Source organism: Paeniglutamicibacter sp. NPDC091659, from assembly GCF_044756805.1.
In the GTDB taxonomy this organism is placed as follows: Bacteria; Actinomycetota; Actinomycetes; order Actinomycetales; family Micrococcaceae; genus Paeniglutamicibacter.
In genome coordinates, this window is record NZ_JBIVTO010000015.1 from 51,848 (window position 1) to 78,172 (window position 26,325).

A 26,325-nucleotide genomic window follows, 5' to 3' on the forward strand; every position below is an offset into this window, starting at 1 on the left:
TCTGCTGCTGCGCCGGATTCGTTACTCGGTGTTCCCCGCATCGGCGGGGTCCGCGCCCTGCCGGGGGTATTCCTCGTAGGTGTAGTCGCTGATTTTCCATCCTGCGGGAGTGCTTGCCATCGCAAGGCTGTAGAGACGGATTGAGGCGCCGGGCGTGGCGTGGCCTGCTTGATTGGCCCATTCCCAGGTGACTTCGTAGGCCCAGGTTCCCGGGGCGATCGAATCGGTTGCCTCCAGCGCGATGACATGCGGTACAGACACGCTGCGGGGGTGGGCGAACCATTCTCCGCTGGCGCCGTTGCGCGCCGGGGCGGTGATCGAGCCGGCCAGTTCCTCGGTGAAGTAGGGGCGGGCGCGCAGGTCCGCCGCCGTCTGGGTGGTGTCCGAATCGGTGTGCCAGGTCGCCATGACCTTCAAGGCCTCGAGCGCGACCTGTTCCCGGGCGGAATCCGGCGGACCGGACGACCCGGGGGCCGGGGATCCGAGGACCGGGTCGAGCGTCGATGGCTGGGGTGATGTTGCGGGCCCGGAGGCGCAGCCGGCCAAAAGGACGAGTGCCGGGGTGCCGAGCAGTGCGCGGCGTGTGAGGATCATACGATGCCCTTTTCGATGAGTATCGGGGTCGGGTCGATGGTGTCTGCATGGATCATGTGCTGCTCGTTTGATTCGGGTTTGATGACCTGGAAGTGCAGGTGTGCCGCCGTCGAGTTGCCGGTGTTTCCCTCGATGCCCAGCGGCGTTCCGGCTTCCACGTCTTGTCCCGGGCGAACTTTCATGGATCCGACGGCGAAGTGGTGGAAGTCGAAGATGTAGCCGGGCTCCCACAGACACCTGGCCATGATGCGCGACCCGTATCCCGGGGCGAGTTCCTGGACCAGGGTGATGCGCAGCGGGGTCGGCGCGATGACCGTGGCGCCCCGACCCGTGGTTCGCCCGCGCCCGGTGGAAAAGTCCAGCCCGAAGTGAAAGGTCGTCCAGCGGTTGCAGCTCGCCCCCGTCGGGCACGGCCTGGGCCCGAATCCGCTGGTGAGCCGGCCCTGCGGCAGGGGATGGATCCACGTCCCCGCCCCCGGCCGCAACTCCGGGGGGCCGCTGCCGGCGCAGTCGGCACTGTAGATGCGTTGGGCCAGATCAAAGATCTTGGCCACATAGCTTCGGGTCTCGCGAAACGGCGGGATTCCCGCGTACTTGAGCACATTCCCCGGGCCGGCGTTGTAGGCGGCGAACACCAACCGCCGAGGGTCCTCGCCCTTGACCTCGGCGACGGCGCCTTGCAGGTCGTGCAGGTAGCGGCCTTGGGCCTCGATGGCCGCGAGGGGGTCAAAGGGATCTGCGCCGCGCCCGTAGTGTTCCCAGGTGCCGGGCATGAACTGGGTCAAGCCCTTGGCACCGGCAGGGCTCACCGCCTGGGGGTTCCACCCGGATTCGGCCTCGATCTGGGCTGCCAGGAACTGTGCCGGGATGCCCGCTTCGAGTGCTGCTGTCTGCAACGCCGGAACCCACTCCTGACGTGCCACGGCCTGGACCCGCAAGCCTTCCCCGGTGGGCGTGCACACGGGGCCGATACCTCCAGTGTCCTGGCCGTTGTCCCGTGCCGGGCCCAGGAGGAGCGGGATTGCCAGGCCTCCGAGGATTAGCCCCGAGCCCCCGCCGATGAGTGTTCTGCGACTGACCATTGCGCCACAAGCCTTCACAAAAAAGTTTCATCTCGTTGACCTAGAGACTATCTCTAAGTGGAATGTTACTCTAGGGCCACGAGGCATAAGGAGGTCATCATGACCGTGGAACCTGACTGGCCGGGATCGGCTCGACGACGCACTGCAGCCGTGACCGCACTCAAACCCCTCACGGAACCGCCGGAAAAACCACCTGACCAGAACATCCAGCCAAACGACCAGACACCACCCCAACCGCCCGCCGGATTGGTCCGGGGTCGCAGGAGTGCCGCCGTCCTCAAGGAAGAAAACGTGGACCAGCAGCTGCCGGCCGGCGACGGATGGCAACGATGGGCCAGGACCCTCACCGCGGGGCTCTGGAATCCCCCGGCCGGCCACGCCGAACTTGAACGCCGCAACGACATTTCCACGATTCAACGGGTGTTCCCGCGCCCCATGACCGTGTTCGTCACCCAACCGCTGGGCGGGGCCGGCAAGACGATGACCAGTGTGGGCATCGGCTCCACGTTCGGCATCCACAGCACCCTGGACACCCTGGTCTGGGACAACAACGAAACCATGGGGACCCTGGGCATCAGGACCAACTCCAATGGTTCACGCACCACCATCTGCGATCTCCTGGACGAGCTGCCCAAGCTGCAGGCGGAGCACACCCGCAAGGGCGACCTGTCCTTCTACACCCGCCACCAGGGAAACAACAGGTTCTCGGCCCTGATCTCCGATGAGGATCCCGAGCGGATGAAAATGATCGGGAACACCGAATTCAATGCCATCCGCGCGGTGGTGGAACGCTTCTACAACATCGTGGTCGTGGACTCGGGGAACAACACCCGCGCCGCAAACTGGCTCGCCTGCCTGGATGAAACGGACCAGCTGGTCATCCCCGTGACGCTGAAGCAAAACTCCGTCGCGTCCATGCTGCGGATGATCGAGCAACTCGAGTCCATGAGCGATCTCGAAGGCGTGGCCCGTTACGAGGAATTGTGCCGCCGCGCGGTCGTCGTGGTCACCCCGGGTTCCCAGCGCACCCAGGCAAGCCCGAAGGAACGCGGCCGCCTGCGGGAGCTCATCGGCGAGGCGATCGGGGACCGCGGACACATCGTGGACATCCCCTTCGATCCGGCCCTGGACACCGGGGCCATCATCGATTGGCAATTGGTCAGCGACGAGACCCGCAGGGCCTTTGAACGCGTCTGTGCTCGCATTGCCGAGGGGCTCTATGCCTGGGCGGTGGACGAGAAGAAGAACCCGGCCTTGAAAGGAACACGGAGCTGATGATCACGCACCCGAGTCTCACATCGCTGCTGGCCCTCGGTCTCACGGCCGCCGGCCCCAACCCCCTGGACGGGGTCTCCCCCAACCTGGAGCTGTTGGGCGTGAAGTTCTCCAACATGGTCACCCTGGTTCTGGGTGCCATCTGGGCCCTCGCATTGGCGGCCATTGCCGCGGCGTTCCTCTGGAACCTGGCCAAGTGGGGCATGGCCGGGCAGCGCGGAAACATCGACGACGTCGAGGACGGCTCATCGGGGGCCAAGCGTTCGGCCATCGCGTTCTTTGGCACGGCGATCGCCGGGATCATTCTCGGTGCCCTGCTGGCCGTGGCGGGAATGCTGTAGCCATGACGCGGAAGCGCGCGCTGCTCATCACCGTCTTGGTGCTGCTGGTCGCCTCCGTCGTCACGGCCAGCATCATGCTGTCAGGCAAACGCGCCACCGAACCGAGCCCCGGTGCATCGCTTGGCACCAACGCCGAAGGCTTCGAGATATCACCGGTGAAAGCCGGCGAAGGTGGAACCAAGATGGGTCCCGACGGCGTGACACCCATCGGGTATCCACCGACGTGTGAAGGCGCCTATGCAGCAGCCATCAATTACCGCAAGACTGAACAAACCGCTGATAGAAACTGGCAGGAAACGCAACAAACCCTTGAGTTCATCTACACCGTCCCTATAGCTGCCGATTCTCTGGAAAAACTCATGCAGGAAAATGGCGTCAACGATTATCTATCGTCTGATGTCAGAACACTCGGTATCTTCAAGCCACTGAATTGCGAAGCAGGTAAGCACGCAGAGGTTGTGGTCTCGGATGTAACTGTGTTCAAAAATTTTCCTGACACAGAGCCTTACGTTCTTGTTCAGGCAGGGCCAGCAGAACTCCTTTGGACCAATGGGGACTGGAAACGCGTTCCCTCGTACACCGGTGATGCGACTGAAACTCTTAGCCTGCAATTGCAGATGGATACTGCTCCTGCAATTACCAAGGAGATCATTGATGCGCTATTTACTGCCGACGACGGTCACTCGATCAGTCGTGAAGGGTGGAAGGTGGTGAACAATGCGACACGGTAGATCCTTCAAAATACTGTTTCTGCTGTTTTTCGCTGTCTTTGCGTTCCAGTTGACGACCGCACCAAGTGCCGTTGCTGCCGACGAGGTTCCGGCAAGCATGACTCCAGACCAGTGGAAGAGGTTCCAAAATCTGGACCCCGCGCAGAAGCTGGAGATTCGTGATTCACTCATCAACGAAAATGCCAAGGAACGATGCGGAGATGCCCTCTTTTACACATTGCTTCTCAAAGGTAAGCGATGTGAAGAAATTGTCAGGGAAGCCTTTACCTTGGTGTGGCCCACAGCGGAACATGCGCTTGGAATTGAGAAAATTCCCGTTGGTATCTGCCCTGCGCTTCGACAAGTCGGCATGAACGTTGCTGCCTACACGCAATGCACTGCAAACAGCATCATCACAGCACTAAACGTCGCCGGTGGCCCAATGGTGAAAATCGCTTTGCAACAATCGCCCAATGGGCGTGTGGTCCTCGGGCTTACCGAGGGTGGTATCGCCGTTGCGAAGTTCATTGCCGATCCGCAGTCCGAGCTTGAAAAAATGGCCAACACCGCCAAGGTCGAAAGCGTGAGCTCCACCCAGAAGGTCCTCGAGCAGATCACCACCGTGTCTTCCTTCGATGCCGGGGACCAAGGATTCCGGAGCATGTGGGCGACCTTCGCCGGCGTCGGGCTGGTGCTCATGGGACTAATGATCTTCGCACTCCATCATTCCTACAGCCGCGGGGAAATGTCCGACGATGCCTACCAAAACGCCCTGATGTACTACGCTCCCGGCGGTGCCATCCTGGCCATCTGGGGTCCACCCTTGATGCACCAACTCGGCGAGTGGTCCTCGGGTCTGGCGGCAGGGACCGGGGCGTTCGCGGGGTCCCAGGTCACCGACTTCATCGTCGTCATCGCGCGCTTCGGGGCCCTGGAATCCACCGAATGGTTCGGCCCCCTGATCGCCCTGCTCTTCTTCGGCCTGTTGCTGATTGGCTCGTGGGGCGTGTTGATCTACTTGGCCATGGTGCCGTTCCTGCAGGCCTCGGCAGCGCTGGCGCTGGCGCTGCTGGTCGGCATGTTCATCCACCCCCGCACCAAGCCGTACGCCCTCAAGGTCGGCACCACGGTGCTGGGGCTGATGTTCCTGAAGCCGGTGCTGTATCTGCTCTTGGGCGGGATCTTCTGGATCCTTGCGCACCAGGAAGTGCTCACGTCGGAGGCGAACGGTGTCCTGTCCACGGCGGTCAGCCTTGCCGTGACGGCCATGGTGCTGATCGCCGTGCTGTTTGCCCCGGCGGCGATCTTCCGGTTGATGCCCGCGATGCCGGCCAATGATTTCCAGTTCGGGGGCGGACCCAATGTGGCCGGCGCAGCGGTTGCTGCCGGTGCCGGGGCTGCGGTGTCGCGATCGATCTCCTCCAAACGCGGCGGCGCATCGTCCACCGGCCTGGCAGGAAACCCCGGTAATTGGGGTTCCCGAGGCGGATCGGGCGGTGCTGGCCCAGCTGATTCCGGCGGCTTCGGGGGAAGTCCCGGCCCGGGTTCGGGCGGAGGCCCTGCTAGGCCCGGCGGGCCGGCGTTGTCTCATGCCGGCCGCTCCGCTGCGGGTAACGATAGTGATCATCGAACGGGCACCACGAAGTCCAGCGAACGTGCCGGAGTTGGCAGGAACAAGGGTGGTTCACAACCCGAGCCCGGTTCGCCGCGGCAAGACAGCTCCGGGGACCCAGGAAACAAGTCAACAGCCCCGCACCCGAGCCAGCCAGCACACGGGACACCGGGCGTTCCCGCCTCCGGGGTCCCGGCGTCCGTCGCCGATACTGCGAACAACCATGCCGGAAGCGCGCCATCGTCCGGGCATCCGGAACAAACCCCGGGGCGTAAGTCGCGGTCGACCGGCAGCGTCCTGGGTAGTGCGGCCGGGGCCGTGGCCCGGGCATCGGTGAAACCCCTGCAGGCCGGTGCCGTGGGGGCCTTGCATGCCGGGCGGGAAGGGGCCCGTCGTGCACGTGAAGCCTCCGAGGCCATGGTTCCCAAGAACTGGGGGGAATGACCATGTCCCGGAGTGTCATCCTGGGCGGGGAAATCCGTGCCCGCGATGCCGGAGGGCGCACCGCCTACGAATGGGCCCTCGCGCTGGGCAGCCTGCTGCTGGCCCTGGTCATTGGCTTTGCCGGCGGGGAGAACCTCGGGACGTTCTTTCTCGCCGTCCTCATGGGTGTCACCGGGGTGGCGCTGAGTTCCCCCGCCTCCATCTGGGGTGGCCGCAGCCCCGCCGGGTTGCTGGTCGAACGCGTCTATGCCGTGTACCGGCGTCGCACCGGTCGAAACGTCTTTGACCCCGCATTGGCCACCGGGTTGCCAACGGACTCGAAATCCTCCGGATCCTCGAAGGGGTTGCGGGATACGGCACCCTTGATGGTGGGGGATGTGAGGATCGCCGAGGTCCCCTTTTCAGTCCGGGACGCCGCGTCGATTTTCCGTCAACAGGCCGGAGGCCCGTCCTTCTACACCGTCGTCTTCGAGGTCCAGGGTGCGGCCAGCGGGGTCCAGGAAGAGGACTTCGAGGACGCGGCACACATCGGGTGGGGACAGGTCCTGGCCCGTTGCGCGCGACGGACCTCGCCGGTCAGCCATGTCCAGTCCTTTGCCCGCTCGGTGCCCTCCGACATCACCGACCACACCCAGTGGCTGGCCGCCTATGTGTCCCCCGATGCGAGCGACGAGGTGCTGCGCTCCTACCAGGACCTCTGCCTGGAAGCCGATGCGCGGGCCGAACAACACCGGTCCTACGTGGTGCTGAGATTCAATTCGTCCGTGGTCCTGGGACGGATGGGCGCGGCCAACGGCGGCGGCCTCGAGGGGATATACCGGGCGATCACCAACGAGGCCCGGGCCGTCATGGAACTGGCCGTCACCCTGAATGCCATCACCGCGTTCCGACCGTTGGACAATTCCCTGGTCGCGTCCCTCTTCGCCCACTGTCAGGACCCCTACACGTACGCCATCGACGACTACGAGGCCGCGTCCATCGACCGGGTCTGGCAGCACCTGGACGGGGGCGCGTCCAGGCACGGGGTCCAGGTCAACGGGAAGGGCTTCACCCGGGTGGGCTACATCCCGCGGGACGGGTTCGAGGTCGGGGAGCTCCCGGTCCAGGCGCTGAAGCACTTGGTGTCGGGAATCTACCCGCCGGTGATCCACTCGGTGTCGTGGATCAATGCCCTTCAGGACAGTCAACAGGCGCGCGCCAGGGCGCGCCGGCACCGGACCCGGGACCATGCGAAGAAGCGTGAACGTGCCAAGAAGGGCATGCTCTCGGACGGCACGGACGAGGTGATGCTGGGAGCCTCCGAGCAACGAGCCCAGGATCTGATGCCCGGACAGGGCCACCACGGGGCCGCGTGGGCCGCCTACCTGAGCTACACGGTGGAACGCGAGGACCAGCTCGAATCGGTCGCCACCCACTTGGAGGCTGCCGCCTCCAATGCCGGGGTGCGGCACATCGAGTGGCTGGACCGCAAGCAGGACCTGGCCCTCGCCGCCGTGCTTCCCCTGGGCCGGGGGATCCGGCCATGAGCCTGATCAAGGACAAGCTCCCGGGCCGGTCGACGGTCCAAGGCAGACAATCATGGTCCGGCGCCGGCCGGCGGAAGGACCAATCCCGGGCCGACACCGCACTCCAGACCACAGCCCCGGCCACGACCCGGCAGGGGCGCCCGTCGCCGGAGGCAACCAACGACGGCGCCAGGGCCAAGGCCAGGCTTCGGCGCGGAAGGAAATCCCGGAAAGCAGCGGATCCGGGAACCACCGACGGGTCCCCAAACGACCTGCGCTGGCACGCCCGTCGCAGGCTTGCCACCGGCTCCAAGCTCGGGCTCTATGACCCGGCCCCGCCCGGCGCCCTCTCCTCCACCCGGCAGATGGAGGCCAGCCTGCTGGCCGTCGCGGCACCGCCGACCAACCACAAGGGGCTGATCTTCGGGCTGGACACCGGCACCGGGTGGATCATCAGCCACGACCCGTTCTTCGCCTATGGGCACACCGTGCAGAACCCGAACGTCTGCTACATCGGGGACGTCGGGTCCGGGAAAAGCTCGGCCATGAAAACCTGGGGACTCCTTAGGCCCCTGGTCCTGGGCCGGGACATCGTCGTGCTGGACAAGAAACGCCAGAAAGGCACCGGGGAAGGGGAATATGCTCCCCTGTGCCGGCATCTGGGACGCGAACCAATCGCCTTCAGGATCGGCGGCGGCGGATCCTGCATCAACATCTTGGACCCGCGGATCGGTGCCGGGGACCACGACGAGAGGCACACCGGGGCCCCGGCCGGGCAATCCATGTTGCTGCGGGCCGTCACCGAAGAAGCCCTCGCCCGTCCCCTGACCCCGTTCGAGGGCAAGGCCCTGCGCACCGCCCATGCCCGGGCCCTGCGCAATGCCGCCGAGCACGGCTATGTGGCGACCATCAGCCACGTCATGGACGCGCTCCTGCACCCGGACGAGGAGGACGCACGGGAAGTGGAGGTCACCCTGGCGGAACTGCGCGGCTGGGGCCTGGAAATCGCCTTCGAACTCGAGCGTCTGATCAGCGACGACCTTGCAGGCCTCATCGACGGGGAGACCTCCCCCGAGGTCCAGCTCGGTGAGGGGCTGACGGTGTTCGACGTGTCCAACCTGCCCGAATCGGGTCCCGCCCTGGCCATCGTGATGACGCTGGTGAACACGTGGCTGGCGAACATGCTGCACCGCCGCACCCAGAACCGGCCCACCCATTTGCTGGTCGAGGAGGCCTGGCACCTGGTGCGCGGGACGGTGGCCGAGGTGATCGCCCGGAACCTCAAGCTCTCCCGCGCTTTGGGGCTCTCCAGCCATTTCGCGTTCCACCACATCAGCGACGTTCCCGAAGGGTCCACGGCGCAGGCGATCATCAAGGAATGCGACACCATCTTCATCTACCAGCAAAAGAAACCTGCCGACGCCCGGGCGGTCCTAGACATGTACGACCTGCCGGCCTCCAGCTACCTCGACATCCTGAAGATGCCCACGGGCAGCTGTCTGCTCAAGATCGGCAGCGAGGTGCCCATCAGGGCCCGGCACCTGCGCAGCCCCAGCGAGGTGACACTCACCGACACCGACGGGGCGATGAGGCAGGTGCAACATGCCGGGGACTAGGCAACGCGGCACCAATGCCGGGCCCCTGCTGGTGATGGCCCTCCTGCTCGCCGTCCCCTATGCGGCCCTGAATCTGGGCGAGGCGGTCACCCCCACCGGATCGGCGATCTCCTGGAATGCCCGGGACCTGGCTGCGGGCCTCGTGCGGGGCCGGGTCGCATGGCCGTTCGCCTCCACCTTCATCACCCTGGCATTGTTCGTGGGTCTGGTCCTGGCCGCGGCCTTGATCGTGGAGGGCACCAAAAACCTGCGGGCCAGGGAGAACGAGCCGGGCCCCTCCCCCGGCACCCTGCGGGCGTTGTCCCTGCGGCGTGCCGCCAATCATGCGCGCAAGGCCCTGCGGGTCCCGCCCGGGACCAAGGACAAGGACCTCGTGGTCACCATGGCCGCTACACCCGACGGCAAAAAACCCCTGTACATGCAGTTCGAGGATTCGTGCTGGACCTACGCCCCGGCCCGCGCCGGCAAGACCCTCACGATCGTGGCCCCCGGCATCCTCTGTGCCCCGGGCCCGGTCCTGGCGACCTCCACCAAGGTCGATGTCCTCACCCACACCGCCGTCCCCCGCCTGGACGTCGGCCAGGTGTCCGCGTTCGACCTGGAGCAAATCACCGGCTGGCCGCACCAGGTGGTGTGGAATCCGGTGCGCGGATGCCAGGACGAGGACGAGGCCCTGGCCCGCGGCAAGGCCTGGGCCAGGGCCACCGCGAAGGGGAACGTGAAGGGCGGGGACTGGTTCGCCGACCAGGCCGCCGCCGTGCTCGGGCGCCTCCTGCACGCCGCTGCGCTGGAGGGCAGGGACCTGCGCGATGTCATGCGCTGGGCCGCGGACTTCACCGACGCCGAACCCGTGGAAATCCTGCGCCGCCACGGCGCACCCGAGCCCTTCGTGGCCAGGCTGGTGGACCTGCGCTCCTCGCGTGCCGGGGAAGCGGTGGACGGCATCAAGATGACCCTCCAGGGCCTCTTCGAACCGCTGGCCTCAGGCCGGGTGCTCGCCCAGCTGGTCCCCGAGGGACGCGCCGCCTTCGACGCCGAGGCATTCCTGTCCGGCCCGAACACCGTGTACGTGATCGCCGACGGGGACGCCTCCCCGCTGGCACCCCTGGTGACGATGTTTACCGACTTCGTGTTCCGCACCGCCAAACGCCTGTCCCAGCAGCGTGCCGGGGGACGCCTCTGGCCGGTGTTCACCATGTTCCTCGACGAGGCACCGAACGTTGCGGCCATCCGGGACATGCCGGCGGTGCTCTCCGAATCCGGGGGCCGCGGCATCCGGGTGCTCGGGTTCTCGCAGTCCTTCGCCCAGAACGAGGCACGGTGGGGCACCGACGCGGCCAGGGCCATCCAGGAGACAGCAAACGTCGTCGTGTTGATGCCGGGCCTCAAGCGCGAAGCCCTGAAAGACTACGCGGCGGAAATGGGCACCAAGAACCGGCAACGCCGCAGCCGATCCACCGGCCGCAATGGAGGGTCAACGACCGTGAGCCTCGAAGAGGTGCAGGTGATGAAGGCCGAGGAGATCAAGCACCTGCGCGTCGGCCAGGCGCTGGTGGTGTATCGGAACCTGCCGCCCTTTGTCGGGCGGATGCACCCGTTGTGGGAGCGCAAGGACTGGAAACTGCTCAAGGAGCAAAGCCGGCAGGCCGAGAGAATGTGCGGCAAACTGCCCGTCGATGAGGAAGCCGGGGCGGAGGTGCAGGGCCATGGTCGATTCATCGAACGCCTCGGGGAACGCTTCCTCCGCCGCGGAACCTGAGGGCACGCTGGAGGAAATCGTGCTCGAACACGACGACAAGCTCGAACACCTCCACGCGACGCTGCAGGACCAGCAGAAAACGCTGGCCGCCCTGGTCAAGCACCTCGAACAACCGGGCAGCTCCCCCGCACCCCAGGACCCGGCCCCGTGGAACCTGGGGTGCGCCACCGCGGCGCAGCGGCGCCACTTCCTCGGCCAGCTTTCCGACTGGATCAACTGGTACAACGAAACCTACCCCGGGGTCGAGGAGCACGTGATCCCGCCGTGCTGGTTCCACCACAGCGCCGTCGTCCAGGAACTGGTGGCCATGTTCGTGGCCTGGCAGGCCGCCTATTGCGGGAGCGATGAACCCAACGATGCCCCGGCGTACTGGCACGATCGGATCCTTCACCCCACGATCAAGCGGTTGTCCGGTGACAAGGCAGCTGGCTGGGGCAACTGCCTCGGCGCCCACCGAGAACCACGGCGCCCGGACACGGGCCGAGAGAACCACCTGGAATTCCGCGAGTGGCTGGAATCTTTAACCCACCGGAGCGATTCGGCTGCCGACAAGCGGTTCCACGGCTAGCCTCAAGGCCCGAAGGATATGTCGCCGCGTCCCCCATGATGGGTCCCGCTGTGACTTCCAGTGGATGCATCCGCACATGAATGGAAACCCGGTAGCAAATACCCCAGGGGGCCTTCGCTTTCCTCCGCTTAGGCGATATGCCTTGAGATGAGTGCAGCGAACCGAATCCGGTTCAGATAGCCCGGTACCGGGAACCCTGCGTTCTTCCGCGTGACCTTGCCTGCCAGGTCCTTCAGGATGCGCGCGGTGTCCTTGCGGAACCCGATCGGATCCGGATCACCCAGGAGCCACTCGGTGCTCGGGTGCGCGTCACGAATTTCGAGCAGGCTGTGCAGGTCGGCCAGGTCCTTCTCCGATCCGCGGTCCTTCCAGCTATGGGCCTTGAGGACCGCTGCTGCTTCCAGGTTGGGGATCCGGGTCTGGTACTCGATGGCTTCGGTGTCATCGAGATGCGCTTCGACGTCGATGACCAGTGCCGGGGTCATCAAGGCGAACCGCAGCTCGGGCAAGGTGTCGATCTGGCCGACCCCGGGGACCGACTGCGCCCGGAGGCCCTGGGCTGCTCCGGTCCGGGCGAGCAACAGGTTGATCTCGATCCGCTGTTCGGCACCAACATCCTTGAACAGGATGTTCCCGCCCTCCTTGGTGAAGTTCGCGGCAACCAGGTTCTGGGTCACCGGCTCAAGAACCTCGACGCTTCCCAGCGCGGCGTCCGCATCCGCCGTGGACCGAAGCACCGCGTTCGCCGTCGGGTAGACGTGAAGCAGCATGCGGACCATGTGACCGCCGATGATTCGGTAGTCGCCGCGATCTGCCACCGCCTGGGCCACGGCCTGCTGGGCACGGTAGCCCAGCGCATCCGAGATGCTGAGGGCGTGGACCCGCACCTTGATCGGTTCGATCACGTCCGTCACTGATTGCTCCTGATGATGAGTTCCTTGAGGTGGCCGGCGGCCTCCACACTGTCCATGTCGCCGCTGGCCAGGACATCCCAGTAGACCATGACGGCATCAGCCAGGGCAGATGCCCCGGAGCCCGGGGATGGCATGGCATGGGCAAGGCGCCACAGTGTTGGGTCCCGGGGTATGCACGTGATGAGCGTGGCTTCCTCCACGGGCGCCGGGACGAAGCCGTCGTCGCCCAGGTCGATGGGACGGTTGACGTAGATACGGCCACGGGAGGGCAATTTCCACGGAGCCAGCCGGTCTGCAGCCACGTCGCCGCTGACCAGCGGACTGGCATCACAAAGCTCGGCGGCTTTCGCGGCCTTGAGCGTCTGCTCGACAATCGGGTCCAGGCTGTACCAGCCGAATTCCTGCCCGCCGGGACCGGAGTATTCCTCCACCCAATGCCCCAGCAACGCCTCCTTGTCGACGGCCGTCAGTCCGCGCCCGCCGTCTGCGACCAAGTCCCCCAGCTGGCGGGCGGCATTGGAGACGGATTGCTGGCTGGTGCCCAGAAGATCGGCGATCACCGGCTGTCGCTGCGGCCCGGTGGAAAGAAGCAGGCAGCGGCCCACCGCCCAGCGAACCCACGCTGCCCGGCCGGAGGGACGTCTCCGTACCGGGGCCTGGACTGGATCCTCGCTCGCGTAAACGGATCCTCGAATCACCAGCCGGAGCGGGTGCTCGGTGAGGACGTCGAAATGCCCCGCCTTGGCCTGCTCAAGCATGCCGGGAGTGATGGTGCGACCGACGAACAGGGGACCAACCGGGGAACTGCGATGGGAGGAAACGTTGCGGACCGCATGGGAGGTTACGTGATCCAGGGACACGGTCGGCTCCACCAGGAAGGATTCCCCCGACGGCAAGCGCAGGAGCCAGCTGCGCTCGGTGGCTCCCTCGGCGATTCCGATGTCGAGCTCGCGCAGCAGTGCAACCACATCGACATTCATGCGACCCTCCAACAAGTTTCATCCCGAGTAGCGGGTTGTTTCTTGTTGGACAGTTCATCACATGCATGAGTACAATGGCAAATTTTTCCAGAAATCCGTGCGGCCGGACGACCGAGTAGGGTTCACCACCGCAGGTGGTGTCCTCGACCGGTCAAAATAGACCTTGGCAGGTGTTGTTGAAATTTGGCGGCCGCGGAAACGCACCGATTTTTTGATCAAGGGAAGTCGGTCGCACTCGCGCCGCCCGGGGACCCTCTTACGGGGCTGTGAGACTTCGAAACGAACTTACGAAACCCCTTTTCGGGGCAGTTCGACTATTCCGGTACCAAAGAACGTGGCCTCTTTAGTTCCTACCTGGACCAAGGATCTTTGTGTGGCCGGGAGTCCTGAACTTGCAGTTGCTTCAATGTGGACGCTGTTGCGCAGCTACACCAGGCGGACGGCGACAAGGTCGGCTTCGGCAGCTGCAAGTTGTTGGCTGGTTGTGGCTCCAACGAGGTTCTTGAGAATGCCCGTTGTTGGGTCGGTCCAGGGATCGGGCGCGGAGCCGTCGAAGTCAGTCGAGCCCAAACCGGGCACGCGCTTTTCTTACCAGCTCGTCGGATGTCACTTTTCCAGCAACATATTCCTCGGACTCCGCACGGTAGTCGTCACTGACTTCAAGGCCCTCAAGGCTCATGCTGTGGGCGGCCTCGATGACCCAGTTGCGTCGCTGCTCAGTCATCGTCATGCCATATCCTTCCCGCACCACATCGGCGCAACGTCCATGGCCCGCATTACCGATCCCGGCGATGCAAAGGGACGGCCGGAGACAACCTTGTGGACTCGTGAATCAATGCTACGTGCGGAAACCCCAAAAATTGTGCCCTGGACAGAACGTTCCCGTCACGCTGTCCCGCCGCCGTTCGGCTTACCGCAACCAATTCAAAGCGGTGCCGCCGCCGATCCATGAAATTCATGCCCTCGCGATGGCTCCGTCCATCTACCATGCGGCGCCGGTCATCCCAGTCGCGGTCCCTCGGCATCCGGCCCGGACCCGGGGTCCTCGCCCCGCCGGGTCTTGCGGACCTTCGGGATGCGTACTTCCCGGAGCCGTTCCAGCCTCTCGCGCAACGTCGGTTCCCCGGCGTCCCCGCCCGGGTTCGTTGCGGGTGCGGGCGCAGCGCCCGGCTCGTTCCCGGCATCCTCGGTTGCCGGCTGGACCAGGTGGTTCGTTTCGTGGCGCCGGCGGCGCAGTTCGGCGATCGCAGCCTCGGCTGCCGTCGGCACCGCATTGGGGGCGGCGGCCAGTTCGGCCTCGATGCGCTCCACGGTACGTTCCCCCGGGGTGAGCGGGGGCTTCGTGGTGAGGCTGCTGTGTTTGTGCAGTGCGGTGGCACGCGTCCTGAAGTCCTTGGCCAGGGGATTGTCCCGGTGTTCCTTGGGGACGAGGCCCGGTTCGCTATCGGGGATGTTGTAGGTGTGTCGGTAGGCGGCGACCTCGGCGGCCAGGTCGCGCCACTCCCGGTGGCGGTCCGCGCGGCGGGGCACCGGCCCCAAATCGTGGAGCCACGGCGGTGGGTTCTCGGCCAGTTCAGCACCAACACGGGTGAATTCGCGTTTCACCACGTCTCGGTACTGCCGGATTTGCGTGGCCCAGGCGGCGGGGGTTTCGGGCTTCCAGAGGTGCGCTGTGGGCGCGAACCATTCGGGCAGATCCCGCGGGGTTTCGTGTTCACGCTGGTCCACGAGGGAGCGCAGTTGAAGTTCGTCGTTGATCCGTTCCAGGATGATGTCGGCACCGTGGATGCGGGCGGTGCGTTCTCGTTGGAACGTCTCGGCCCGGTGGACATCGTCGGGCAGGGTCTCCCGCAGGGATCGCTCCTGATGCAGCCTGTCCAGCGCCCATTCAAGTTCTTGGGTCTTGTTTTCCGGGTCGGAGGGGATCTGCCGGTCGCGTTCATCCTCGGTCCGGGCGATCCGCGCGGCGAGTTCGTCATCCCCCAGATGCCCGTAGAGGCGGTGCCGCCACGGCTTGGCCCCCGTGGTCGTCAGGGTGGCGGGTTCGTTAAGGATGCCGTGATGGCGCGCGAGGGCGAGGTCGCGCAGGTGCCCGAGGTGCCCGAAAGGTATGTCTTTGAGGGGCCGGCGGGCTTCGGCCAGGAGGCGTTCGCGGCTTTCCATGAGTCGTTCCAGCCTCCAGGCCATCACGGCCGAGCGGTCGTGCGCCGATTCGATCTCGCCCACATCCAGGGCGTCCTGGATGAGCCGGTGCGCATCCAGCCCCCGGTTCTCGGCGGTTCCCAGGTGGTGGGCGACGGCGTCCCAGGCCGGGGAGCGGAAGTATCGGTGGGCTTCCTCGGTGTCCACGTGGGCGGCGAAGAGGGTGCGCAGGCGCTGGTCCCGGGCTTGGTCGACCAAGTCCCGGTAGACGGCACCGAGGTGCTCGAGGCTGCGGGAGCGCAAGCGTTCGGCGGTGGCGGTGTCGTGGGCCGTCAGGTTTCCCGCGGTGGCGGCGGCGATCCGCGCCAGCACGCCCGGGGCGTCCTCCCCCGCTTCCAGTGCCACATACACCCGGTTGCCGTACCGTCCGCGGCTGGTGGCCACGTACGCCTGGGCGCGGTCCAGGCCGGCTGCCAGGAGCGAGTGGGCACTGTCGTAGGTCATGCCCTGGGCGCGGTGGATGGTGGAGGCGTACCCGAGGTCGACGTGGTTTCGCACATACTCCGCAGGCAGGGTCGTGGTGCCGTGGTGGTCGCGGTGCTGCACATCCAGCGACCCGTCCCCTCTGATGCCGGTGACAGTCCAGACGTCGTTGTTTTTCACGAAGTCGTGGCCGCGGTTCACCGGAAGCCGCCGGTCGTTGCGCCGGCTGACCACCACGTCCCCCACATACGCCCGCGCACCGTTTTGCAGTCCGGTGCCGGTCCCAAGGTGCAGTTCGCCAAGTTGGAGGCGGTAGGCCTGGGCGCGGTCGTTCAGGCTGCCGACCAGGGCGTTGCTGGGGGCGATCATCAGGGCATGGTGCCCGGCGTTTTGATCTTTTTGCCACCCAGCGAAGACACGGTGTTCCATCAGGTCCGTGTCTCCGGCCATGATGCGCCGGTGCTCCCAGTAGTACGTCCACGGGTCGTCGGTCCCGGTCAGCGGGGCCTGGCGCAGGGACAGGCTGGCGGCCGCCTCGTCCTCGTTGGGTGTCCCGTCGGGGTTGCGGAAGCGGTGCACGGTTTCCAGACGGACGGCGGGTTCGTATTGGTCGACCAGGCGCAAGGCGCCACCGCAGCCGATGGCTCCGAGCTGGCGGTCATCGCCGATCGCCCGGACCACCGCCCCGTGCCCGGCGGCGAGGTCCACGGCTTGGGCGAAGAGCCCGGTGCCGACCATTCCTGCCTCATCCAGCAGGAGCATGTCGCCCGGCATGAGGGGGACAAAGTGTTCGGTGGGTTCATTGGCTCCGAGCACGAACGCGTCCAGGGTCATGGCGTCGCTGCCAATCTCCCGACCCAGCGCGGCGGCCGCGGCGGCGGTCGGGGCGACGGCCAGGACCCTGCCGCCGGAGGCCCGGGCGGCGTCCACGACCAGGCGCATGGCGGTCGTTTTGCCGGCGCCGGCCGGGCCGATGCCGATCTTCAGCAGCCGGTCGCTGCAGGTGAATTCCTCGGCCAGGGCCCGTTGCCCCTCATCGAGCCGCCCCTCAAACGCACTGAGGCACCGGGTGAATTGGTCGTGGGAGGCCACGGGAATGATGGTGCGTTGCGCGGCTTCCAGCAGGTTGCTTTCGGCTTGCAGGACGGTGTGGGAGGTGTAGAGCTTGCGCCTGGCTTTCTGGTATTTGTGCACCGCCGTCATCGCACCGGCCACCGGTTGCGGCACCGGCAGGTCCGGGGTCACACACAATGAATGGTCCTCCAGGACGGTGCGGGTGAGGGCGAAGACCATGGTGTCCGGCAGTCTCCGGACCCCGGCCAGGGCGCCGAGTTGGCGGGTTGCTTCGGCCTGGACATGGTGTTCGCCCCAGACCGCGCGCTCGGACTCGATCCGCTGCACCACCTGCGCGGCGAGGCCCTGCATCTCGTCCGCCGACAGGTCGAACGGGATCCCCGATGCGCCGATCCCGAGCGCCGCGGACGCACGTTGGGCCTGGCGAAGGGCTTCCTCCCCGGTCGGCAGGCCGAGCATGTCCCCGAACTTGTGCTGCCAGCCGGCGACCAGTTCTGCCAGCGGTTTCCCGTGCTTCTTGTCCGCGCGCGTGGTGAGGGTTGCCTGTTGGCTGAGGCTGATCATTTGCTTCCGGTTGGGCTCGTAGCCGTGCTCGGAACGGAACCTGTCCACCAGCAGCTGTAGGGCCGACTGGATCTGGCCCCGGCGCGAGGATGCGGCGTCGATGGCTCGCACATCGATCCCGGCGATCTCCGTGACCGGGCGCTTCCCGGGGACCTGCCGCACAGTGGTGGCCACGCACAGGGATTCGCAGACGTTCTCCATGACACAACGGTTGTAGTGCTCGCTGGCAGCCACATTGAACTGATACAGCAGCGCCCCGTCCAGGGTTCCCCATTGGTCGTCGGTGCCCAGCACCTTGTTGGAGACCACCACGTGGTCGTGGAGTTGGGGGTCCCCGTCGCGGGAGTCGTAGTGGCGAAACCTGGTGTAGATGAGGCCGCCGGCCACGTCCTGCTGCCGTACCCCGTTCTTCCCCCGCCGCGTATATACGGCGGTATCCTCGAGGTATTTCATGGTCGATTCCACCGCCGCCAGGTGAGCCCGCTCAATCAGCAACCGGGTGTTCTCCCCGCCCACGCCCCACAGGTAGGAGACCGACTTCGGCGGGGAGAACACCATGTCGAACCCCGCCACGGCCTGGGCCGCGGGGTGCATCTGCTGGGAGATGAACCGGCCGAGTTCTTCCCTGGAGACGGGGTTGCGGCCGTGGAGTTCACGGAAGTACTGGGCACCGGTCTTGGCCCTGATGATCCGTCGTTCATCAACGTCAGGGGCGCGGTGCTGCAGGCGTTCGAAGTCCCCCAGGGCGGTGGTGATCCGGTGGTGGAGGATGTTGTCCTTCTGGGTGAAACGCTTGTAGCGCTGTCCCAGTTTCTGCTCGAAGGGTTTGCCGGTGCGGTCGCTGGTTTCGCCGAAGCGCGGGTGGAGTCCCTCCCCGTAGAGCAGCTGCATCTGCGCCTCGGTGACCTCGCCGCTGACCTCCAGGTGCGCGGCTCCGCGCCCTCCCCATTGTCCCGGCGGGTAGCCGGAGAGGTGGTAGTAGTCCCCCAGGTCCCGGTTCGTGGCGCGTAGTTCATCACCGCTGGCGACTTCACGGGTGTAGTACGTGTAGCCGTCGCCCGCACTGAGCTTGTGCACGGTCATCACACCCCCAGTGTGAACCCGGCCTCCTCATTTATCAAGGATGCATAAGGTGTGACAAAGCATGGCGGTTTGACGAGTCCGACGAAGGAGGAAGCAGTCTCGGCGAACCATTAGCGATGTTGTTCTTCCGAGGGACGAGGAAACGTGAACGGCATCGTGCCACGCTGCGGCCATCAAGGTGTTGATGCGGTTGTGCACGGGAGAATGCGCGGTGGGTAACACGCTTTTCGTTATCCACCGCGCATTCGACGGTGTGCAACCGAGGCGCTGTTTCCGATTTTTCCACAGGCCACCGGCCTGTGCGCGCTTCCGGCCTGGCACCGGCACGGGTCCACCGAAATCTCGGAACCGGAGCGTGGGAACCATGTGTGAGGCCGAGACCCGCAGTCCCGGTTCAGGACCGGAAACCCTGTTGCGGCCCGGGTTACGGGTTTACCCTGTGGTGACCGTTAGGTTTCGATGGATGGGGAGGAATCATGACCAAGGAACGGAAGTCCGCGGCGGCGTTGGCAGCCCGGGAAAAGGCGCGCACCAAGGCACAGGAAATGACCCGGCGCCACGAACTGCTGCTCGAGAAGGCCGCCGACTTCTTCGAGCTGGAGGACCAGTCCGCCGCGCACATGGAGCGGGCCCGGGTGCAGGCGCAACAGATCCTGGACCAAGCGACGCAAACGGTCGAGGTCGAGCGCATCCAGCGGGGACGCATCGTCTTGGAGATGCTCGCGGCCGGCGAATCCAGGGCGCTGGTGGCCCAACGCCTGGGGGTTTCCGTGGGCGAATTGCGGTCCCTGGTGGATGCGGCCGGCACGACAACCTAGGCCCCGCCGCCATCGCGTTCAGTTCGATTGTGCGGACCGGGACTTGGCGGGGGTCTTAGAACAGGGTGGGGGTGTCGACGCCCTGGCCGGCGTTGATCGCATGGATGCGCCGGTCATTCCAGCCATGCGCCAAGAGGTCATCGCGCAGGGCGCGGGAACGGGCGGCCATCGCCGCCCGCGGCAAGCCCCTGAATCGCAGCCCGGATCCGTTGGCGGAGCGCAGTTTGCGTTCCCGGTCCACCATGTTGGACCGCCGGTCCCCCACGCCCAGATGCCGGGGATTCACGCAGAGGGGAACATCGCACTCGTGCATCAACTCGGGCAGTTGGTGGTGCGACAATCCCTGGTCCAAGGCGAGGCAGTAGCGGTGCGGGCGCACCGAGGCGCCATCCAGGTAGAAGCGGCCGTAGCCGTCATCGGCGATCGCGCCGACCCAGATCCAGCAGTGCTCAGGGCGCGGCCCGCGGATGACCTTGGACCAAAAGCGGCGCTCCGCCTTTGCCTGCGTCATGGTTGCCCCGGGGACGTGCCTTTCCGCCTGCTGGTCGAGCATCCGGTGCCTGGCCCCCCTTCGTACGTGCTGTTGCGGTCATGTGGAACCAGCATAGCCGGGCACCCCGTGTAGGCACCGGGTGGAAATCGGGTCGGACATACCGGTCCGAAGGATTCGAATGGTTCAAGCGCTTTGCCGTGAAAGTCTGTTGGTGCACCAGAACAGGAACACCGCTCCGCCGAGAAGGCCGGCGGCCTCGAGATACGCATCGTTCCAGAATCTTCCGAGTGCGGTGAACAGAAGGAGTATTCCGAATGCCCCACAGAGCAGTCGGCTGATCGCCAGCACACTTTGGACCGGATGGACCACAAGCTGCCAGAGCACGACAATGCCCATGAACCCCGCAGCCAACAAAACGATCATGGCGCACTCCCCCGACGCCCCGGCACGCGCTCGTTGCGGCTGGGCGTGGTGCGGCGGTGGGTTTGCTGCTGCACGCTGGAAATGCTCATGGTTGCCTCCGCCTAGGGCGGGAACACGGGACGTTCCCCGCTGATGCGAAGGTATCGTGCACCACCGACGATTTGGGTTCCGAAGGACCCATGCTCTGATTCGCGTGGTTCGGCCCGGGCCACCACCATTCGGCAGAAAGCGACCCGTGCTGGTGGTCCGGTCTATGTCCTCGGTGGCGGGTTGGCCGGAGCGTTGGCGACTCTAGTGTTGCCGGTCCGGGGGCACGGGTGCGGCTTCTTGTCGGTGTCCCCATTCGGCCGGCATGCGGCGGACGCACCGTTGCATGAAGGCGAGCACCAACTCCCGCTGGCTTTTCCCTTGGAGCGCGGCATAGGCCTTGAACTCGCGGGCGAGGTCGTCGGGAACATCGAAGTTCAACCGCTTTTGCGGGGTCCCGTCGGCGGCGGGTTTCACGCTCATCCAGCCACCTCCTGACGGATGAAACCGATCGCCCGGTCGATGTTGGCCGGATCCAGTCCCGACCAGTGGAACTGGTCGTCCACGACGACGACCGGGGCCTGGGAGTAGCCGAGTTCCTCGGTGACATACTCCAGGGCGGCCGGTACTTGGGTCAGGTCGACTTCCGTGAAAGCCACGTGCGCCTCGGTGAATTTTTCGGCCGTCTTGCGGCATCCGAAGCATCCCGGCTTGGTGTAGATGGTGATGGACATTGCCCTCTCCTCCCACTCTTTCGCTATGCCCTAATTCTACCCTCATATGAGGGTGTAAACTAGATTTTTGCCTTGATTTTTCAAGGTTTTCAAGCCATTCGCGTGCGTCGAAATGTAGCGCGTCCAGAGGCTCCTCGGGGCGGCGATCCTCGTTGCCGGGACTTGTTCTGCTCCGTGGCGATGGCGGGAACGGGCGGTCCGCCAAAGGCTTGGGATGGCCGTCAATGCCGACTTTTTGGGGATTCGATGGGATCGCTCACCCGATGGGCATCGCGCCGGCTCGATGTCGGGATCCTGACTGGCCAGACGGCCAAACACCAAGCACCTCCGGCGCCCTCAATCCTGGCAATAGTGATCTACATTCCGTGGCTGACCGCCACCCGGGGAATAGACAGGATTCCGGCGAGAATACTTGGCACTGCCAGAGCCGACGGGTGCTACTGCAGGGACGGCGACTCTTCCACGGAACACGGACACCTGCGCCGATGCGCCCACCCGTGATGGGAAAAGCTTGGACGAAATGCCAGCACCAGGTGGGCAAACAGGCTGTGGTTCGCCCGTGCTTGAGTGGTTGGTGGCGCGGAGCGCCTAGGTACGGCGGCCGGGGGAGCTTGCGGAGGAGGCCGCCGCCGAAATCGGTGAGCGCCGAACCTGCCCTGCCACAGAGGATCTGCGCGAGGTCTTGCCCGAACGCGAAGGTCAGCGTTCAGGCGTGCATCATTGCGGGGAGCGCACATGTAATGGGATGGGATGAGGGTGGTTCCCTCATCCCATCCCATCGTGGGTGCTGATTGTGTTTGCTGGTGCCGGTGGATGGTCTTAGTGTTTCGTGGTGGCCGAGGCGGGCAGGTGGCCGCTGCTGATCAGTCTGGTCAACAGCTCGGTGAGGCGGTGGCCGGGGTCGGTTGCGCGGGCGAGGTCCAGGAAGTTCATCGCCTCGCTGCCCTTCCCGTCGATCCACCGGGTCCACCCGAGCCCTGCGAGCAGGTCGGTCCGGTGCTCCGGCGGGATGTATTCAAGGGCGGTGTAGATGGCGTCGGCTCCGTCCCTGAAGTAGTCCCAGTCCTCGGGTGCGGTTTCGCCCATGAGTGCGGCGCTGATGCTGTCCATGTCGTCGCTGCTGGTGGCCAGCGAGGCGAAGATCAGGTCGCGGATGCCCTTTTGGGTGCAGGTTCCGGCAAGCCATGCGCCCTCGTGCGGCGTGACGGTTCCGGTGCACTGGTAGCCGATGATGAGGCCGATCAGCGTTGAGCGCACCGTGGTGCGGGTTTCCTTGTCCTCGCAGTCCATCCGGCGGGCCGCATCAACGAATTCTTGCAACTCCGGCAGCGCGGTGCCGGTGCTGCAGGGCGGGATGTCGGCGGCGAGCTTCGTGTAGCTCTCGGTGGCCAGCATCAGGGCCAGTGCCGCGTTGGAGGTGACGACGGCGGAAAACGGGAGTTTGTCGCTGTGGTTCCCGTCGTAGTCCATGACGTATCCATCGCGGATGAGCAAGGCGTGGCGGATGGGGCGTCCGGTCAGGGTGAGGACGGTGTCCAGCGCCCGGTATTGGGCCGGGGTCATGGCGTGGTCGTCCTCGAAGCTGAGCAGGAGGATCCCGTTGACGGTGTCGAGGCGGTGCACGTAGTTCGTGATTTCCGCTGCCCAGAGCCCGGCCGGGGTTTCGGGGCGTGCGTCGATGCGCAGGGTGGCGGCCAAAGTGTGGTTCTCCATCAGCATCAGCACCACCGAGGAGGTGGGGGTGAAGCCGATCCCGTGGATGGCCACGGCGACGGTGTCGGCGATGGTGGTGGCGGTGATCTTGTCCATGGTTCTGTCCTCGCTCCTGGGGTTCGGGGGTCGTGGTGCCAGCCCCGCGGTGGTTCTCCCCCCATGTTTTTTGTTTGCTGGCGCAATGAAATGGAGCGGGGCCGGGGCCAAGCACAGCAACCCGAAGGGCGGCGGCGGGAAAAGTTTTTGACCGAAATAAGCGACGCAGGAGCGCGGTCAAGAAGTTTTCCCGCCGCCGGCCCGGAGCGACGAAGGAGCGTAGTGGCTTGTGTGCTTGGCCCCGGTCCGTACACTCCGAAGGACAGCAAACAAAAAATGATCGGCCGAAGGCCGCAGCCTGATTCGCCGAAGGCTAATCAGGCCAAGAGTCGGCCGCGGAGCGGACGTCCGGTTTCTTGGGTGCGAGCTAGCGAGTACCCAAGAGGCCTGAAACTGGCAGCCGCATATGCAAGACGAGATGCACTGTCTAAGGAACACTCCCTCTCCATCGCTACAACCCCCAAGGGAATCCATGGCGCCCATGCTCAAACACGCCGAACAGAACGCACCAAGCCGCATTGATGCGCCCATGGTCGGGTACCGGGCAGAAGCCGGAAGTCGCCAACGCTGCCCTGCCCCGTCATGGGCCTGGGCTTGGCAGCGGCGGGCACAGGGTCGGGATTCCTGGATTCTCCGACCCGATGATCGCCTTCGGGGCACCCTTACGGCCCAATGCGTGAACGGTACCGGAGCGGGGCGTGCCAATGGCCAGCCTCATTGGTCCGAACCCTGCGGCATCGGACGAAATTTCAGCGTCCCCGAAGAAATCATGAGGTTGCCTCACCAAATGTAGCCAAAGGCCTACTGTCCACCGGACTTCCCCGGCATACAGTAGGTAGCACATCGGATAGATAGCCGACCAGTGAGAAGCCAGGAACGCTTTGCGAGTGGGGTTCCCGGCGAATCATTTCCAGCACGCCAGACGACGCCATTCCCGCTGATTGGTCAGCAGGAGGGAACCGAGCCACACGCTTTCCCCCAAGAAGTGGTTGGCCATCAAGGTTCCCCGGGTCGCTACTACCCCAAGAGTAGCCACCCTCGGCGTCGCCGGGCGTGCTGATGTTTAACCAGGCAATGGCGCCAAGATCGACACCGACCGGATCCTGCAGGTGCTGCGGTTCCATGGGGATCTTGGAGCATGTCTCGGGCAACCCCCGGGGCTTCCGCTTCCCCACGCCTTTTCTTGATGCGCGCATCGCAAACGCCTTCTCCGGCGACGCCGTCTCCGATGAGGCCCGTGCCGATCCCGGATCCCGCCCGGCAGGAACGTTTCCCCATGTTCTTCACCACGTGCCGGCACGCCGGGCCACGTTCGGTGAACAAGCCACCACGCCCGCCGAACTCTTGAGGAACACGATCCCTGGATGCGGGCCGGATGCCTGACCAGGGGGAAACCAGCACCCTCGCGAAAGCAAACGGTAGGGGAGCTAGCAGTTACGTCCGAGGTAAGGGATAGGGCGTCTTCTTTGCAGATCCTTCACCGCAACATCCACGGCCGAAAGCCGGTTGCTGCTGTCGGGGTCAAACCGCAGGCATGGGCCGCTGGCTAGATGTCACCACAGTCGCGGCAAATCGAGGCGCTACCCAGGGTCCTGGCCGCCTGGCTTCGATGCCTCACGGTGAAGCATTCCCCGCACACGAACTCATCGCTGGCCTGGGGAATGATCTCGACGACCAGCTCATCGAGCACGATCGCGCCGGGCAGCTCGATGCCATCGGAAAGGTCCGTCTCCTCGAGGTCGGCCTGGACGTTCTTGGCGGTCGGTGCGTCCATCTTCCGGACGTCCTTGAGCGTCCGCTCCGAGGCCTCGGCGACATCCGGGCGAACCTCGTCAAAATCCTGTGCCATGCGGTTTCCTTTCACTTGGTCGGGCTCACGAGTGTAGAACCGACCAAGTCCAGCCGCCCAACCGATCTTCGTCACATCACGAATGGATCATACTTAACCTAGACAACAGGCCATTGTGAAACGCCGATAGTTGATATTATGTCAGGTAGAAAATGTATTATGCGTAAGCAGTTTGAATTCATTTTTGCTCAGAAGTTTGTCGTTATGGGCCTGATGAATTTCTGCAACTGTCCGGCTCAAAGACGGGACTTTCGCATCGGGGTCCACAGGGACATAGGGGAAGTGTTCAAGGGTTTCCATCATCTCTGAGGTGGTAATGAGACCCTGTGCTCGTAGCCGGGCAAACCCCATGGGTGACTCATGTTCATGGCTGCGCGGTGCACGCCAGTTTTCAATGACTGGCAGCCACTGGATAAGGTCTTCCAGCCGATCGAAATTCCTTGAATAAGGGTTCCACTGTGTAGTCCGCGTGGCAGGTTCCACAAAATAAAACTCAGATTCTCCCGTGTTGTCTAAGAAGATGGCTGTGGGCGCTCCTTTTTGCTCGGGCGCTAGTTGATCAGGCAAGCTGGGCGCATAGTCCCACACCGTGCAATCAGGTGTATTGAACTCTGTGGTGCGGAGCCATCCTCGTCTGGTAAGAAGGTGGGCCAGCTCCAGAGTTCCCGTCACCGGCGGGGTCATTTTCATGTTTTGATTCCTTATGTCGGTGGCCAGCTATTGTCCAGGGCTGGGAGACCCGATCATGGACCCAACTTTCTGGTCCACTTTCATGACGATCGAAGCTTCTGCCGATGTGGTGTGTTGTGTGCCGTGGAGAAATGATGGCCAGGATGCAATGCGAATGAGTGGACCATGGTGCTGTGCTGCCCACTGTCGGACACCCGGTTGAGAGGGTGTTGTCACATCTCCTTTGGAAACCAATGCAACCCGAGCCAGACTCGCAAACGGGGAAAAATCCACCCCAATCACCAAAACCCTGGGGTCCTCCCTTGCATCTATATACCGCCATACCGCCAGCTGACCAGGATCAACACCTGAACCATGCCGACCGAACAGATTCCATAGCGCCAAGCACTGTTCTCCTGCAGTTCGGGCCTCCATCTTGGTAACCTTTCGCGTCCAGAAGACGCCGAAGTCCTTGTTCCGCTATATCGAGGCCTTGGTATCGTGGGGACCCAGCGACTAGGGCCGTGTCATTTCGGCCATGCATTTCTCATACAAACTCTGAGCCCTGGGGTCACCATCGCCAACAACCAATATGAGCTCGCAGACCTTCCACCACGGCAATTCTGGTGGTTCGGCGGCCTGGGGCGGCTCGGTAACCTTAGGTGGTTCGGCGGCCTGGGGCGGCTCGGTAACCTTAGGTGGTTCGGCGGCCTGGGGCGGCTCGGTAACCTTAGGTGGTTCGGCGGCCTGGGGCGGC

General features: G+C 64.7%; 22 protein-coding genes. 9 read left to right on the forward strand and 13 right to left on the reverse strand.

The annotated features are described in order from the left end of the window. Nucleotides 1-21 precede the first annotated feature (21 nt). Both ACIQLF_RS20240 and ACIQLF_RS20245 read right to left on the reverse strand, forming a co-directional pair. Nucleotides 22-594: a hypothetical protein gene (locus ACIQLF_RS20240; protein WP_400302554.1), complete on the reverse strand. Its 573-nt coding sequence runs from the start codon at nt 592-594 to the stop codon at nt 22-24. Then, a complete protein-coding gene (locus tag ACIQLF_RS20245) occupies nt 591-1,676 on the reverse strand; it encodes a transglycosylase SLT domain-containing protein (protein WP_400302556.1) in 1,086 nt (361 codons plus the stop codon). Before ACIQLF_RS20245 ends, ACIQLF_RS20240 begins: the two co-directional genes overlap by 4 nt. A gap of 99 nt (nt 1,677-1,775) precedes the next feature. Here ACIQLF_RS20245 and ACIQLF_RS20250 point away from each other — a divergent pair, with 99 nt between their 5' ends. From ACIQLF_RS20250 to ACIQLF_RS20285, 8 genes are all read left to right on the forward strand, one after another. Further along, entirely contained in the window at nt 1,776-2,951 is a 1,176-nt protein-coding gene (locus ACIQLF_RS20250; protein WP_400302559.1) for a MinD/ParA family protein, read from the forward strand. After that, the gene (locus ACIQLF_RS20255) at nt 2,951-3,292 is read left to right on the forward strand and encodes a hypothetical protein (protein WP_400302561.1); all 342 of its coding nucleotides are present in this window, start codon (nt 2,951-2,953) and stop codon (nt 3,290-3,292) included. The genes ACIQLF_RS20250 and ACIQLF_RS20255 overlap by 1 nt, the downstream gene beginning before the upstream one ends. 2 nt (nt 3,293-3,294) lie before the next feature. Next, the gene (locus ACIQLF_RS20260; RefSeq protein ID WP_400302564.1) at nt 3,295-4,023 is read left to right on the forward strand and encodes a hypothetical protein; all 729 of its coding nucleotides are present in this window, start codon (nt 3,295-3,297) and stop codon (nt 4,021-4,023) included. A 460-nt stretch (nt 4,024-4,483) separates the two neighbouring features. Beyond that, a complete protein-coding gene (locus tag ACIQLF_RS20265) occupies nt 4,484-6,058 on the forward strand; it encodes a hypothetical protein (protein WP_400302566.1) in 1,575 nt (524 codons plus the stop codon). A 2-nt stretch (nt 6,059-6,060) separates the two neighbouring features. Further along, entirely contained in the window at nt 6,061-7,584 is a 1,524-nt protein-coding gene (locus ACIQLF_RS20270; protein ID WP_400302569.1) for a hypothetical protein, read from the forward strand. After that, nucleotides 7,581-9,179 (forward strand): ATP/GTP-binding protein, encoded by a 1,599-nt coding sequence (locus tag ACIQLF_RS20275; protein ID WP_400302571.1) that lies wholly within the window; start codon nt 7,581-7,583, stop codon nt 9,177-9,179. The genes ACIQLF_RS20270 and ACIQLF_RS20275 overlap by 4 nt, the downstream gene beginning before the upstream one ends. Continuing rightward, nucleotides 9,166-10,938 (forward strand): type IV secretory system conjugative DNA transfer family protein, encoded by a 1,773-nt coding sequence (locus ACIQLF_RS20280; protein WP_400302573.1) that lies wholly within the window; start codon nt 9,166-9,168, stop codon nt 10,936-10,938. Before ACIQLF_RS20275 ends, ACIQLF_RS20280 begins: the two co-directional genes overlap by 14 nt. Further along, nucleotides 10,886-11,506, forward strand: coding sequence for a hypothetical protein (locus ACIQLF_RS20285; RefSeq protein WP_400302575.1), 621 nt, complete (start codon nt 10,886-10,888; stop codon nt 11,504-11,506). Before ACIQLF_RS20280 ends, ACIQLF_RS20285 begins: the two co-directional genes overlap by 53 nt. A gap of 128 nt (nt 11,507-11,634) precedes the next feature. Here ACIQLF_RS20285 and ACIQLF_RS20290 read toward each other — a convergent pair whose 3' ends face one another. From ACIQLF_RS20290 to mobF, 4 genes are all read right to left on the reverse strand, one after another. Then, entirely contained in the window at nt 11,635-12,420 is a 786-nt protein-coding gene (locus tag ACIQLF_RS20290) for a hypothetical protein (RefSeq protein ID WP_400302577.1), read from the reverse strand. Further along, complete coding sequence (locus tag ACIQLF_RS20295) at nt 12,417-13,400, reverse strand: hypothetical protein (RefSeq protein ID WP_400302579.1); 984 nt, start codon at nt 13,398-13,400, stop codon at nt 12,417-12,419. Before ACIQLF_RS20295 ends, ACIQLF_RS20290 begins: the two co-directional genes overlap by 4 nt. A 556-nt stretch (nt 13,401-13,956) precedes the next feature. Continuing rightward, nucleotides 13,957-14,130 (reverse strand): hypothetical protein, encoded by a 174-nt coding sequence (locus ACIQLF_RS20300; protein ID WP_400302582.1) that lies wholly within the window; start codon nt 14,128-14,130, stop codon nt 13,957-13,959. 269 nt (nt 14,131-14,399) lie between these two features. After that, nucleotides 14,400-18,746 carry a MobF family relaxase gene (mobF, locus tag ACIQLF_RS20305; RefSeq protein WP_400302629.1) on the reverse strand — a complete coding sequence of 1,449 codons (4,347 nt, stop codon included), beginning with the start codon at nt 18,744-18,746 and terminating at the stop codon, nt 14,400-14,402. A 476-nt stretch (nt 18,747-19,222) separates the two neighbouring features. On the opposite strand from mobF, the gene ACIQLF_RS20310 reads away from it, so the two are divergent. After that, on the forward strand, nt 19,223-19,564 hold the full coding sequence (locus ACIQLF_RS20310) for a hypothetical protein (RefSeq protein WP_400302584.1): 342 nt from the start codon (nt 19,223-19,225) through the stop codon (nt 19,562-19,564). Between the two features lie 55 nt (nt 19,565-19,619). Here ACIQLF_RS20310 and ACIQLF_RS20315 read toward each other — a convergent pair whose 3' ends face one another. The 7 genes from ACIQLF_RS20315 to ACIQLF_RS20345 form a co-directional block, all read right to left on the reverse strand. Beyond that, a complete protein-coding gene (locus tag ACIQLF_RS20315; protein WP_400302586.1) occupies nt 19,620-20,117 on the reverse strand; it encodes a hypothetical protein in 498 nt (165 codons plus the stop codon). A 123-nt stretch (nt 20,118-20,240) separates the two neighbouring features. Further along, entirely contained in the window at nt 20,241-20,480 is a 240-nt protein-coding gene (locus ACIQLF_RS20320; protein WP_400302589.1) for a hypothetical protein, read from the reverse strand. 291 nt (nt 20,481-20,771) lie between these two features. After that, a complete protein-coding gene (locus tag ACIQLF_RS20325; RefSeq protein ID WP_400302591.1) occupies nt 20,772-20,990 on the reverse strand; it encodes a hypothetical protein in 219 nt (72 codons plus the stop codon). After that, nucleotides 20,987-21,241, reverse strand: a complete 255-nt coding sequence (locus ACIQLF_RS20330) for a glutaredoxin family protein (RefSeq protein WP_400302594.1) — start codon at nt 21,239-21,241, stop codon at nt 20,987-20,989. The genes ACIQLF_RS20325 and ACIQLF_RS20330 overlap by 4 nt, the downstream gene beginning before the upstream one ends. An 819-nt stretch (nt 21,242-22,060) precedes the next feature. Continuing rightward, a complete protein-coding gene (locus ACIQLF_RS20335) occupies nt 22,061-23,050 on the reverse strand; it encodes a DUF4192 family protein (RefSeq protein ID WP_400302597.1) in 990 nt (329 codons plus the stop codon). Between the two features lie 1,546 nt (nt 23,051-24,596). After that, a complete protein-coding gene (locus ACIQLF_RS20340) occupies nt 24,597-24,899 on the reverse strand; it encodes a DUF4193 family protein (protein ID WP_400302600.1) in 303 nt (100 codons plus the stop codon). 141 nt (nt 24,900-25,040) lie between these two features. After that, nucleotides 25,041-25,589, reverse strand: coding sequence for a hypothetical protein (locus ACIQLF_RS20345; protein ID WP_400302602.1), 549 nt, complete (start codon nt 25,587-25,589; stop codon nt 25,041-25,043). Nucleotides 25,590-26,325: the final 736 nt, after the last annotated feature.